This is a genomic window from Enterococcus diestrammenae, from assembly GCF_049384045.1.
Classification (GTDB): domain Bacteria; phylum Bacillota; class Bacilli; order Lactobacillales; family Enterococcaceae; genus Enterococcus_C; species Enterococcus_C diestrammenae.
The window spans coordinates 165649-178493 of the sequence record NZ_JBMRGR010000001.1; the positions used below are offsets into that span (position 1 = coordinate 165649).

Here is a 12845-nt window from a genome sequence, read left to right on the forward strand (position 1 = left end):
TCCTTTGCTTCAAATGTGTATCAAAAGTTCATCCATCATAGGTTTCTGCAGCAATTAGCGAAATCAGACTAGTGCTAGGGCCGGTTTAGTTGACTACGCTGATTAAAGCTCTTCGTTGATGGCACGAAGAATGGCCTTGCCAACTCCTGAGTTGAGGTAGGAGTCGGTATGGTATTTAGCATTTTCTTTTAATTCCAGATGGGCATTTTCCATGGCAAAGCTGACACCGGCAAGTTGAATCATGCTGAGGTCGTTCAGATTGTCTCCGATAGTCATCACGTCAGCCAAATCGATGCCGCGATCTTTGGCGATATGGGCCACGGCAATTCCTTTTTGGGCGTTTTTATGGTTGATTTCTAGATTGTTGGTGCCAGAGGAAGTGACTACCAAATCCCCGTAACGATCGATTTCGGCAGCTACAGGTCCTAAGATTGCGGGACCTTCATTGTGGAAGCAGATAATTTTTAAGACTTCCAGTTCTTCGTCTAGCAGCGTTTGGCGAATATTTTCAGTATGAATGATGGGCAATTGCTCTAGGTGAGCCGCTGTCATCGCAATGGCCATCTTGTGGGTCAGATGGGGCATGATTTCTGCGATATGCTCAGCAAAGAGTTGGATGCGTTCTTCTTGGTTTTCTGAATACAACCCCTGATTAGTGAAGACTTCAAAATAAATGCCCCGGCTTTCCAAGAGGTCAAATAAGCGACATGCTTCTTCATAGGGAATGGGCACGATAAATAAGGATTGTCCGGTGGGGTCAAAAACATGGGCACCGTTTAAGGTAACCATGGCACAGTTGATTCCGGCAGCGGACAAAGCTGGTACCGCTTCTTCTCGGTTGCGACCAGTGGCGACGATAAATTCGATACCACGAGCCTGGGCTTCCTTGATGGCTGCCACGTTTTCTGGTGAAATCTGCATATCATTGTCTAATAAAGTACCATCCATATCAGATGCGATTAATTTAATCATGTTCGTTCCTCATTTTTCTCGAAAGTGTTGGGTAATTCTAGTAGCCCGGTTATTCCTAGTTTACCACATTCTCAGGGTGGTCTGACAGGGAAGGCATCAGGATTTGCAAGACAGGAGAAGAGATTTAGCGTAAACTAAAGAAAATCGGCAAGCAGCCTGCGCCGCTCTTGTCACAAGTCAAAAAGGAAGTGTAACAGTGGAAAAATTATTGACTAACAGTTGGCAGACCATTTTGTCAGATGAATTCACAAAGCCGTATTACCAAAAGCTGTGGCAGTTTTTAGAACAAGAATTTGCCCATCAAACTGTTTATCCTAAAAAAGAACAAATCTTTGCTGCGTTGAATTTGACACCTTATGAAGATGTCAAGGTGGTAATCCTCGGGCAAGACCCTTACCATGGCCCCAATCAAGCCCATGGACTGGCTTTTTCCGTCCAGCCAGGAGTAAAAACACCACCTAGTTTGCAAAACATTTACAAAGAAATGGCTACGGATCTTGGCTGCCAACCAGTCGCCCATGGTAATCTGACTAGCTGGGCCCAACAAGGAGTGCTATTGCTAAACACGGTGCTGACGGTCAGAAGCGGAGCCGCCAATTCTCATCAAGGCAAAGGTTGGGAGCAGTTTACCGATGAAATCATCCGTAAGCTAAACCAGCGAGAGGAGCCAGTGGTCTTTGTCTTGTGGGGGAAACCGGCGCAGACCAAGGTAAAAATGATTGATACTAAGAAGCATCCAGTGATTACTGCACCACATCCCAGTCCTTTATCAGCCTATCGTGGCTTTTTTGGTTCAAAACCTTTCTCCAAGGCCAATGCTGCCTTAGAAAAATTGGGAAAAGCTCCGATAGTGTGGTGTTTGCCTGATGTAGCTCCGGTTTTGTGATACAATAGATTCAACTGTTATACAATAAAAAGAAGAGTATGTGAAAAGCGTAACGAAAATCATGTTTTTTCTGTATAACAGCAAATGAAACTGTTTTTTTCAAGTGGAATAGTGTATGATGAAGAAGAAATCGTTTGACAGTCGTTTTTATGAAAAAGTAAAAGCGATGGTCGAGGCTCGTGATGACTAAGATCACAAAACAATAATTTAGTGGAGGGTATTTCAAGTGGAATTATTTGAAAGTTTGAAATCCAAAATTTATGGCAAAAACATCCGGATTGCATTTCCAGAAGGGACTGAACCACGGATTTTGGGAGCAGTTGCTCGTTTGAAAGCAGACGGCTTAGTGGAACCAATCTTAATCGGTAACGTGGAAGAAGTGAAAGCAGCCGCTGAAGATCGTGGTGTCTCTGTTGAAAACTTCGAAATTCTTGATCCAAATAACTATGATAAATTTGACGAAATGGTTGCCGCTTTCGTGGAACGTCGTAAAGGCAAAGCCACTGAAGAACAAGCTCGTGAAATTTTAAAAGACGTCAACTACTTTGGTACGATGCTGACATTTATGGGAATTACTGACGGGATGGTTTCTGGTGCGGTTCACTCAACTGGTGACACTGTCCGTCCAGCGTTGCAAATTATCAAAACCAAACCAGGTGTGAGCCGTACAAGTGGGGCTTTCTTGATGGTTCGTGGCCGGGACCAAGAAAAATACTTGTTCTCTGACTGTGCCATTAACGTCAACCCTAACGCGCAAGAACTAGCCGAAATCGCAGTGGATTCTGCGAAAACAGCTGAATTGTTCGATATTGATCCTAAAGTGGCGATGTTGAGCTTCTCTACTAAAGGTTCTGCTAAAGCTCCTGAAGTGGACAAAGTTGCCGAAGCGACCAAAATCGCCCAAGAAATTGCTCCAGAATTGTTAATCGATGGCGAGTTGCAATTTGACGCAGCTTACGTGGCTTCAGTGGGTGCCTTAAAAGCGCCTGACTCACCAGTAGCTGGTAAAGCAACGGTCTTTGTCTTCCCAGATTTGCAGGCGGGTAACATCGGCTACAAGATTGCGCAACGTTTTGGTGGTTTTGAAGCCATTGGACCAATCTTGCAAGGCTTGAATCAACCAGTTTCGGACTTGTCTCGTGGTGCCAACGAAGAAGATGTCTACAAATTGTCATTGATTACTGCAGCTCAAGCCCTTGATAGCAAAAAATAATTGACATCTACATTGCCTAATAGCTAGCAGATGTCGTGAAATAGTCCTCACCACTTTTGGTGAGGGCTTTTTGTATCGAAAAATTTCAGTTTCGGTAAAGCCTGAGAAATCTGTCTGCCTTTTCCCGGGAAATCATGGTATATTTCTTTGAGAAGTGTAGTGAAGGGGGCGTTGAAGTGAATTTTATCGCGATGGATTTTGAGACGGCGAATGCAAAACCCTACAGTGCCTGTTCACTGGCCTTGGTCATGGTGCGTAATAGCCAGATTGTCGGGGAATACTATACGTTGATCAAACCGGAGACGGACTTTTTTTGGCGCAATATCCAAATTCATGGGATTCATCCAAGAGATGTAGCCACGGCGCCAAAATTTCCCACCGTTTGGGAACAGATTCAGCAATACTATAATGAAAACAGTCTAATCGTGGCTCATAATGCGCCTTTTGATAATGGGGTGTTGAAGGGTACCTTGGCTTATTATGGCTTGGAACAACCACCATTTTTATCTCTTTGTACTGCTCGCTCCAGCCGAAAACTATATCCAGAGTTTCCGAATCATCGCCTAAACACGATGTGCGAGCAATTAAAAATTCCTTTGTTAAATCACCATGATGCCTTAGAGGATAGTCGTGCTTGTGCCCAGATTTTATTGCGACAAGAAGATGAATTTGGCGTGGCACCTTTGAAAAAATTGGTGACGGTTCAGTAAATCCGTCCATCTAAAAAGCGGCCTTTTCTCAAAAATGAGAAAGGCCGCTTTTTAGATGGTGCAAGCTCTTAAAATTTCAAAAGGCGATAGTATTCGAATCATAAAGGAAGCGGACAGCCATTTTGGACAGTTCGAAAAGCTAGCTTTGAAGTCGCTAGTCAATCAGGCAGCTCATCAAATAGACGTCAAGAAAAGTCCCGTCATCACCGCGGGCTCCCCGGGAGAGGGTCGCTTCTGTGTGGAAGCCAAATCGTTGATAGAGGTGGACTGCCCGTTGGTTGCGGACTTGGACAGTCAGCTCTAGGCGGCGAATCAGCCCACTGGTTTCGGCCCAATAGAGGACTTCATCCAACAGGAGACTACCGATTCCAAAGCCCCAGTATTCTTTCAAAATCGCAATTCCCACGTCGCCAATATGAGCAGTCCGAGGATCGCTATCAGCAGTTACCGAAGCTGTACCAATCAGTTCTCCAGTACTTGTTTCTGCGACTAATAGTAAATTGTTGGGACTTTCAGCGATGGCGGTAAGTTGGTGACCCAAGAGCTCTGGTGTCAGAGTCATACCTAAGCGATCTAAGGCCACAAACTCGGTTTCTTGTGCGACTTGATCTAATAAGGCCAAAAGAGCTGAAGCATCCGCCGCTTCGGGAAGTCGTAGTGAAATATCCATGTTATGGCTCCCAACTCGTCAGAATCCGCGTTTCAAAGGCGCTTGCTTGGGGACCGTGAGCTTGAAGGGTAACTTCACGCTGGTTTTCGTCCTTGGCGTCTTTGATTAAAGTCAACTCCAGATAGTCTTCTGGGCGACTGTCTGCTAGCAGATTACCCCATTCCACGACGCAGAGACCCTCTCCTTCAAAATAATCTTCCAGACCTAAATCATCTGCCCCGGATTCGACGCGGTAGATGTCCATATGGTAAAGGGGGAGGCGGCCGCTATTGTATTCCCGAATGATGGTGTATGTCGGACTTTTAATCAGCTGCTTGATCCCTAATCCTTTGGCGATGCCTTTGGTAAGGGTCGTTTTTCCCGCGCCTAGCTCGCCAGTCAATATTAATACATCTCCAGGGGCAGCCACCTTACCGATAATTTCGGCAAAGGCTTCCGTTTCTGTTAGATTATGTAATTCCACAGTGTATCATCCTCTCCTCTGGTGTTTTGAAAATTTACCTCTGAAACAGGTGCTATCGCCAGTATACCTGTTTGTCAGAAGCAACGCAAAAGCCAAGCCGGTAAGCAAAAAGGGTGACCTGCTTCTGGAGATTCCCAGGATGGTAGAAAGACCGAAAATGCCAGCTAATGAACCATCGTCATTTTGCTAGATCCGCTTAGGGAATGCTACATTAGCTGGATTAGATGCGTAAAAGTTTCTTTTGCTCTCGGATTTCTTTAAAACGACAAAACTAGGTGGCGCCTGTAGCAAGTCTTTCTATTTTGTTGATAGTAGTCTTTTTGATGCTTCAATGGGGGGCAGTCTTTTATTTGCAAAAAACCGAGGCCCAACTTTCGGAGGGCCTCGATTTGATTGGTTATGGGCTTATGATAGTAAATCCAATTCCACGGGACAGTGATCACTGCCAAAAATTTCGGTGTGAATCTTGGCGTCGGCTAAGCGGTCTTTGAGATCTTCTGAAACAACAAAGTAATCAATCCGCCATCCCGCATTGTTTTTACGAGCGTTAAAACGGTAGCTCCACCAAGAGTAGACTCCGGTTAAATCAGGGTAGAAATAGCGGAAGGAGTCGATAAAGCCCGCTTCTAAAAGTTCAGTGAATTTGCCTCGTTCTTGTGGGGTAAAGCCGGCATTTTTTTGATTGGTTTTCCAATTTTTTAAGTCGATATTTTCGTGGGCGACGTTTAAATCACCGCAGAGAATGACCCCTTTTTTCGTGTTGAGGCCTTGCAAGTACTGGCGAAAGGCATCTTCCCAAGTCATGCGGTAGTCCAAGCGTCGTAGCTCGCTTTGCGAATTTGGCGTATAGCAACAAACCAAATAAAAGTCCGCATATTCTAAAGTGATTACGCGACCTTCTTGGTCATGTTCTTCAAGCCCGATTCCGTAGCTTACGGTCAAAGCTGGTTCTTTGGCAAAAATGGCGGTACCGGAGTAGCCTTTTTTTACGGCGTAGTTCCAGTATTGATGATAGCCAGGTAAGTCTAAATCAATTTGGCCGGCTTGCAATTTGGTTTCTTGCAGACAGAAAAAGTCGGCATCTAGCTCATGGAAAGCCTCCATGAAGTTTTTCTGAACCACTGCTCGCAAACCATTGACATTCCAAGAAATAAATTTCATCCTAAGATCCTCCTATCATGAATCTGACTGCGACTTGCGGGTACAGACTCATATCTCTGTCCATTTTAGCGAAAAATAAGGTAAGATGAAAGAAAAGGACTTCGCGACTTGCAAAAAGTCAGAAGGTAGGAGGAAAAGATGAAAATTGGCGTAGTAGGAATCGGTGGGATTGCCCAAAAGGCTTATTTACCGGTCTATAGTGAAAACCGACATCAGACGACCTTTTTATTTGCCAGCAGCAACCCTGAGACCAGACAGTTGCTCCAAGCAAACTATCAATTTCAAAATGTCTATGGTTCAATCCAGGAAGTATTAGCAGAAAAACCTGATGGCGTGATGATTCATGCCGCTACCAAGGTCCACTACCAGTTGACAAAAACCTGTCTGGAAGCAGGAGTGCACGTCTTTATGGACAAACCCATAGCAGAATCCTTCCAAGAAACTGAAGAACTGCTGGACTTAGCCAAAAAACGTGGCGTGTTTCTGATGGCTGGCTTCAACCGGCGTTTCGTGCCTTTGGTGGCAAATTTGAAGGAAACCGCCGATAAGCATCTACTGATTTTGCAAAAAAACCGCGTCAACGAACCCCAACCGGTGCGTTTCGTGGTTTATGATTTGTTACTGCATTTGGTGGATACGGCGGTGTATTTGTTAGAGGAGCCCGTGTTGAACAGCGAGGGTCAGTTTCTGGTTCAAGAAGGTCTTTTGCAACAAGTCCATGTTCGCCTGACTACGGCAAAAACCACGGCCTTTTTGCATATGGACTTAGTAGGTGGGGCCAATGTGGAACACTATCAAGTGACTGCGGCTAGTGGGCAACAAAATCTGTCGGAGTTAATCCATTTGACTAGTACCAGCAAGCAACAACGCAAGGAAATCCGAGGAAATGATTGGGAAAGTACGTTGCATAAACGCGGGTTTCAACCGATGATTGAGGCCTTTTTGGCAGCGGTAGCTACTGGAGATGCGACTAATTTGCGGCAAGCAAATATACGCACTAGCCATCAAATTTGTGAACAGTTATTACAAAAGGCCGGCTATTGATAGGGAGGGGTTAGCCGATTTTGTTGATTTTCTTAAGGGATATTCCCCTAGACTAGCGCCTTTTACTGTCTCGTGCTAAAATAGACCAGATGTCTGTTGACGAGAACTTCTTAGCGCTTGAGTTTTACCTGAGGGGCGCTAGGATTTGAGAAAGGAAACTAACTGTGAACAATGAACTGAAAGAACGTTTCCCCGAGATTGCCATCTTAGTGGAGGAACCTTTAACCAATTACACCTTTACCAAAACTGGCGGTGCCGCCGACTTGCTAGCCTTCCCGAAAAATGCGGAGGAAACGAAAGCCTTAGTAGACGCTTGTCGTGAACTAGCTATTCCTTGGATGGTCTTAGGTAATGCCAGCAACTTGATTGTCAAAGACGGTGGGATCCGCGGTTTGGTCATCATGTTGACTGATATGACGGAAGTAACCGTGGAGGGCAATCTGGTGACGGCTGAGGCAGGTGCTAAATTGATTGATACCACATATGTCGCTTTAGATGCCGACTTGACGGGTTTTGAGTTTGCTTGTGGGATTCCTGGCAGTATCGGCGGGGCAGTCTTCATGAATGCGGGTGCTTATGATGGCGAGATTTCTGATATCTTTGAATCCTGCGATCTTTTATTGGCTTCCGGGGAAATCAAAACCCTGACGAAAGAAGACATGGCGTTTAGCTATCGCCATACTGCTGTCCAAGACATGCAGGCGATTATTTTGCGGGCTCGTTTTCGGTTAGCCCCTGGCGATCATGAACAAATCGGCAAACGCATGACAGAATTGACGGATTTGCGGTTGTTAAAACAGCCGTTGGAATACCCTTCTTGTGGCAGTGTTTTCAAGCGGCCTAAAGGACATTTCACTGGCAAGCTGATTCAAGATGCCGGCTTGCAAGGGTTGAAATGGGGTGGGGCACAAATTTCTGAAAAACACGCCGGCTTTATCGTCAACGTGGACAATGCCACCGCTACCGATTATTTAGAGCTAATTGCCCATATCCAAGCAGTTATTAAAGAGAAATTCGATGTGACTTTGGAAACCGAGGTCCGGATTATCGGTGAAGAGGCATAATCGTTAAATTAGTAAATGAAAGAACACGTCAGCCAAAAAGCTGACGTGTTCTTTTGAGTTTTAGGTTGCGATAGCTGGTTATAATTACAAATGCTCGGTATTATTTTTCCGATTCAACCGCAAGAGGATACTGGCAATCGCTGCGGTCAAAACACCGGCTACGATCGCTTCGGGTACACCTTGCGTACCGATGACTAGCAAAATGGCACCATAGACTTGATCGGCGCCTTTCTTGATCAATTCGCCATAAGCATCTTTGAAAATAAAATAAATCAAGTTCATCACCAATAAGGTATTGGTCAGTCCTCCCGCGACCCCCGCGACAAATAGGGAAAGCCCGTCAGCTTTTTCTTTGAGCAAGTGGCGGCAGAGTTTGTAGACGTAATAAGGGACGATACCCACCAAGATTCGGGGAACTAACGCTACGATTAAGGCAAGCCAACTTCCTTGATCCGTCCCAATGATCGGAATAAAAGGCGAGAAGACAAAAGAGAGAGCGCTAGGCCGAGTGGTCGCGTTGATGACACTCATCACGCCAAAGCTCGTGCCCAAAAAAGCACCGAGGCGCGGGCCCAAGACGATGGAGCCGATAATTACCGGAATGTGCAAAATAGTGGCATTCAATGGACCGATGGGGATGAACCCTAAAAAGGGTACAGCGGACATCAAAATCATGATGCCCAAAAAGAAGGCGGTTAGTACGATTTGAAAGGTTTTTTTGTTTTTCATTTGTTTACTCCCGTCGCAAATTTTTTATGTGGCTAGGAAACGAGAACAACGTGTTTGACTACAAAAGCCATAGCAGCAGACGCCTTTGATGAAACCAACCTAGTTTTCAGGCGTCTGTGGGCTCTTTGGTGCTTGGGCTAACGCAGCTTCTACGTCTTTGATGATGTCTTCAATCGTGGCTAAGGCCCCCCGACCAAAATCGCCACAAGCCAACATTGCTTCTCTAGGCACTACTTCTTTATACCCAACTTCTTTCAGGTAGGCAAGGTTTTTTTGATTAATCGGGTTTTCGTACATATAAGTGTTCATAGCTGGTGCAATCAGACGGGGGGTTCCAGGACGAATCGCCAGCGCCACGGTCGAGACCATATCATCGGCAATCCCATTAGCCAGTTTGCCAATCGTATTGGCGGTCGCTGGGGCCACAAGAAAGAGACTGGCTTGTTTTGCCAAGTCGATATGGTTGATTTGATCGGGTTGGTTTTCGGCCATCACGTCGATGTGCACCGGACGTTTTGACAAGGATTGTAAGGTCAACGGCGTGATAAACTTGGTGGCGTTTTTTGTCATCAAGACATCCACGGCATAGCCCCGTTTGGTGAGTTCGTTGGTGAGGTCAGCCGCTTTATAGGCAGAAATGCTGGCGGAGACCCCTAAAATAATATGGGTTTGTTTCATCGTGCGTTCTTCCTTTCTTTACAGGCATTTCAATTTAAGGGACTGTCTTAGGCTTGGCGGACTTTTTTAGCCACCGTATCCAAAATCAATTGGGCAATGTCTGCTTTGGTATCGGCTTCTCCGACGATTTTTGTGCTATCGATGAGATATCCGTGATGGCGCCCCTCAGCAATGGCAGTCAGATCATTGGCTAACACGTAATCGGCATGATTTTTGATCAGGTTCTCGTGGGCCACTTGTAGAAGTTCGCTTTCACTGACTGCTACCAAGAGTTTGAAGCCAATCAAAAGAGTCTGAGGTTGTTTTCTTTTGATCATCCCAATGATTTTTTCCGTTTGTTTCAAGACCAACACCAAATGCTCAGTCTTAGAGGAGAGCTTAGTCTCAGCAACGGTATGGGTCGCGATATCTGCCAAAATATCGTTGAAGGCAGGCCCATCAATGGCGGTACCGGGATGGGCGGTCAGCCAGCGATTCAGGCCGGCAAGGAAGTTTTCTTGGGAGGAACTGATGGCTGGCGTGAAATCACTGACAGCCATGGCATGGATCACCGCATCATAAGTGTTGCTGTCTAACAGTTCTGCCATCGTGGCACCCAATTGAGCGGTATTTTCGATAGGATGTAGTCGAATCCGCGGATCTTGCGGCGGCATGACGGCACCTTTTGCGATGAGATAGTCAATTTGAGTGGTTCGTTGGGCGAGGGCGGCTTTCGCCAAAGCGACGCCTAGTTGTCCTGAAGAATGGTTGGTAATCGAACGAACTTGGTCGATGGCTTCGGAAGTGCCGCCTGCTGTGATTAAAATACGCATACTTTCACCTACATTTTTACGATTGTGCGCCCACTATGAGTACCCGCCAACAAGTTTGCAGCGATGGTAGGGACTTCCTCAAGGGAAATTTCGTCAATCGTTATTTTTTCTAAAATTTGTTTGTTGGCTGCTAGCTCTTGCCAGATTTCTTGCCGGAGGGGCATCGGTGTATTGACCGAATCAATTCCCGCTAAAGTGATGCCTCGTAAAATAAAAGGCAAGACCGTGGTATTGAGCTTGATTCCGCCAGCGTTGCCACAGAGGGCTACGATGCCGCCATAAGCGACGTAAGGTAAAATCTGGGACACTAATTCGCCCCCTACTGTATCAATCACGCCGGCGTAGGTTTGTTTGGCAAGGGGCCGGGGCCGTTCACTGATCAAGTCACTGGGAGGGATTACTTGACTGGCGCCTAAATCCAACAACCATTGACGAGCAGATTCTTTGCGACTGACAGCAATCAATTGATGGTAACCTTTTGCGGCTAACATAGCCAAAGCAAGACTACCCACCCCGCCAGAAGCACCGGTGATCAGAATCGGATCCGCAGGTGTGGTCTGGGCCAAAATCTGGTGGACTGCCAAAGCAGCAGTAAACCCTGCCGTTCCGAAAATCATGGCTTCTTTAGCAGAAAGAGTGGTAGGCCGTTTGACTAACCATGCCGCTGGGATCCGCTGCCACTGGCTGTAACCTCCGGGATGACTGACACCAAGACCATAACCAGTCACTAAGACTTCAGTACCCGTGGGAAAGTTAGCGTCTTGGCTCTGACTGACGGTCCCTGCCAAGTCAATGCCAGGAGTCATAGGATAATTGCGAATCACGCCACCTTTTTCGGTTTGAGCTAAAGCGTCTTTATAATTTACCGCCGACCAGTCTACTTTGACGATGACTTCATCATCTGTAGCCACTGGTGCGGGGGTGGTCACTACGTCTACATGAAAAGTTGGCGCAGTGTTTACTTGTAATGAATGATTTTTCATTGGATAACCTCCAAATCCTTTTGCAGCAAGCAAGATTTGCCGCTTTACTGCAAAACAATGATACCATAAAACCAGATACCCAGGACAGGATACGTTTTTGTGAAAAAAGAATCTTAAACAAGGATAGTAGCAGTCGCAAACAGCAAAATACTACTATAATGGCCGGTTCGTCAGGGCCTTTAAATTTTACTTGTTTTTTTGCACAAAATCAGTATGCTTATGAAGGTACGAAAAAAATTTTAAACGTATCTGAAATCCGTCAAATAGGCGGCAGATGCAAGTAAACGAATGACTGATCGTCAGGTGCCTCACAGGGACTAGAGAAGACCATCAGATCATTGATAAAGGGGAGGACGACAGTGGCAAAACCGATCATTTCATTCGAGCACGTGACCAAGCGCTATGAAGATACTGACGATGCGGTGCTGAAAGATATCAGTTTTGATATCGAGGAAGGAAAATTTTACACATTATTAGGACCATCCGGGTGTGGCAAGACCACCATTTTGCGAATTATCGCCGGATTTTCCGAAGCAACCGAGGGGGACGTCTATTTTGATCAAAAACGAATCAATGACATCCCTGCCAATAAACGCCTAGTAAACACGGTGTTCCAGGATTATGCGTTATTCCCGCATATGAATGTTTTCGATAACGTGGCATTTGGCTTGAAAATCAAAAAGCTGCCGAAAGCGGAAATCGAAAAGAAAGTGATGGAGGCTTTGCGTCTCGTCCAATTAAAAGGCTACGAAAAACGTGAAATTTCAGAAATGTCTGGGGGACAACGGCAACGTGTGGCGATTGCCCGGGCCATTATCAATGAACCGAAAGTCTTGTTATTAGACGAACCTTTGTCAGCACTGGACTTGAAATTACGAACGGATATGCAATACGAACTCCGGGAGCTGCAACAACGTTTAGGTATTACGTTTATCTTCGTCACTCATGATCAGGAAGAAGCCTTGGCGATGAGTGATATCATCTTTGTCATGAACAAAGGCAAGATTATTCAAAGTGGGACACCAGTGGATATTTACGATGAACCGATCAATCATTTTGTAGCGGACTTCGTGGGAGAATCCAATATCGTCAAAGGAACCATGATTGAAGATAACTTGGTGGAATTTGTCGGCAAGCGCTTTGAATGTGTCGATGGGGGGATGCGTCCCAATGAATCAGTGGAAGTCGTGCTTCGTCCAGAAGACTTGTCCATTACCACAGTCGACCGAGGGAAGCTGGTGGTAAAAGTCGATACGCAGCTTTTCCGTGGGGTTCACTACGAGATTATCTGCTATGACGCAGACGGCAACGAATGGATGGTGCATTCTACCCGTAAAGCCCAAGAAGGCAGCAAAGTGGGGCTTTCCTTTGAGCCGGAAGACATCCATGTGATGCGTTTCAACGAGTCAGAAGAAGACTTCGATGCTCGTTTGGAAAGCTATGAAGAGTAGGGGGTGGCG

Annotated in this window: 15 protein-coding genes; 7 read left to right on the forward strand and 8 right to left on the reverse strand. The window is 45.9% G+C overall.

From position 1 onward, the window contains the following. Window positions 1-102 precede the first annotated feature (102 nt). Window positions 103-972, reverse strand: coding sequence for a Cof-type HAD-IIB family hydrolase (locus ACO03U_RS00770; protein ID WP_204684813.1), 870 nt, complete (start codon window positions 970-972; stop codon window positions 103-105). Between the two features lie 196 nt (window positions 973-1168). On the opposite strand from ACO03U_RS00770, the gene ACO03U_RS00775 reads away from it, so the two are divergent. From ACO03U_RS00775 to ACO03U_RS00785, 3 genes are all read left to right on the forward strand, one after another. Continuing rightward, entirely contained in the window at window positions 1169-1858 is a 690-nt protein-coding gene (locus tag ACO03U_RS00775; protein WP_204684812.1) for a uracil-DNA glycosylase, read from the forward strand. A gap of 226 nt (window positions 1859-2084) precedes the next feature. Then, window positions 2085-3071, forward strand: a complete 987-nt coding sequence (gene pta, locus ACO03U_RS00780; RefSeq protein ID WP_161869824.1) for a phosphate acetyltransferase — start codon at window positions 2085-2087, stop codon at window positions 3069-3071. Window positions 3072-3247: 176 nt separating this feature from the next. Further along, window positions 3248-3781 (forward strand): 3'-5' exonuclease, encoded by a 534-nt coding sequence (locus ACO03U_RS00785; protein ID WP_161869823.1) that lies wholly within the window; start codon window positions 3248-3250, stop codon window positions 3779-3781. A gap of 154 nt (window positions 3782-3935) precedes the next feature. Here the strand turns inward: ACO03U_RS00785 and ACO03U_RS00790 are convergent, their stop codons facing one another. From ACO03U_RS00790 to ACO03U_RS00800, 3 genes are all read right to left on the reverse strand, one after another. Beyond that, entirely contained in the window at window positions 3936-4451 is a 516-nt protein-coding gene (locus ACO03U_RS00790; protein WP_204684809.1) for a GNAT family N-acetyltransferase, read from the reverse strand. A gap of 1 nt (window position 4452) precedes the next feature. Beyond that, window positions 4453-4914 carry a tRNA (adenosine(37)-N6)-threonylcarbamoyltransferase complex ATPase subunit type 1 TsaE gene (gene tsaE, locus ACO03U_RS00795; protein WP_161869821.1) on the reverse strand — a complete coding sequence of 154 codons (462 nt, stop codon included), beginning with the start codon at window positions 4912-4914 and terminating at the stop codon, window positions 4453-4455. Between the two features lie 405 nt (window positions 4915-5319). Then, complete coding sequence (locus ACO03U_RS00800; protein ID WP_204684807.1) at window positions 5320-6075, reverse strand: exodeoxyribonuclease III; 756 nt, start codon at window positions 6073-6075, stop codon at window positions 5320-5322. 138 nt (window positions 6076-6213) lie between these two features. Between ACO03U_RS00800 and ACO03U_RS00805 the strand changes: the two genes are divergently transcribed. Both ACO03U_RS00805 and murB read left to right on the forward strand, forming a co-directional pair. Beyond that, on the forward strand, window positions 6214-7119 hold the full coding sequence (locus ACO03U_RS00805; protein WP_204684805.1) for a Gfo/Idh/MocA family protein: 906 nt from the start codon (window positions 6214-6216) through the stop codon (window positions 7117-7119). A gap of 164 nt (window positions 7120-7283) precedes the next feature. Next, window positions 7284-8183, forward strand: coding sequence for a UDP-N-acetylmuramate dehydrogenase (gene murB / locus ACO03U_RS00810; RefSeq protein WP_204684803.1), 900 nt, complete (start codon window positions 7284-7286; stop codon window positions 8181-8183). 84 nt (window positions 8184-8267) lie between these two features. Here murB and ACO03U_RS00815 read toward each other — a convergent pair whose 3' ends face one another. From ACO03U_RS00815 to ACO03U_RS00830, 4 genes are all read right to left on the reverse strand, one after another. Beyond that, window positions 8268-8912, reverse strand: coding sequence for an ECF transporter S component (locus tag ACO03U_RS00815; protein WP_161869817.1), 645 nt, complete (start codon window positions 8910-8912; stop codon window positions 8268-8270). Window positions 8913-9011: 99 nt separating this feature from the next. Beyond that, entirely contained in the window at window positions 9012-9590 is a 579-nt protein-coding gene (coaC, locus tag ACO03U_RS00820; RefSeq protein WP_204684802.1) for a phosphopantothenoylcysteine decarboxylase, read from the reverse strand. Between the two features lie 47 nt (window positions 9591-9637). After that, a complete protein-coding gene (gene coaB, locus ACO03U_RS00825; protein ID WP_204684801.1) occupies window positions 9638-10402 on the reverse strand; it encodes a phosphopantothenate--cysteine ligase in 765 nt (254 codons plus the stop codon). A gap of 8 nt (window positions 10403-10410) precedes the next feature. After that, window positions 10411-11385, reverse strand: a complete 975-nt coding sequence (locus ACO03U_RS00830; protein ID WP_204684800.1) for a YhdH/YhfP family quinone oxidoreductase — start codon at window positions 11383-11385, stop codon at window positions 10411-10413. On the opposite strand from ACO03U_RS00830, the gene ACO03U_RS00835 reads away from it, so the two are divergent. Together ACO03U_RS00835 and ACO03U_RS00840 are read left to right on the forward strand one after the other, a co-directional pair. After that, window positions 11385-11669: a hypothetical protein gene (locus tag ACO03U_RS00835; RefSeq protein WP_204684799.1), complete on the forward strand. Its 285-nt coding sequence runs from the start codon at window positions 11385-11387 to the stop codon at window positions 11667-11669. The two genes, ACO03U_RS00830 and ACO03U_RS00835, sit on opposite strands and share 1 nt — an antisense overlap. A gap of 75 nt (window positions 11670-11744) precedes the next feature. Next, on the forward strand, window positions 11745-12836 hold the full coding sequence (locus tag ACO03U_RS00840; protein ID WP_204684798.1) for an ABC transporter ATP-binding protein: 1092 nt from the start codon (window positions 11745-11747) through the stop codon (window positions 12834-12836). The last annotated feature ends 9 nt before the right edge of the window (window positions 12837-12845 follow it).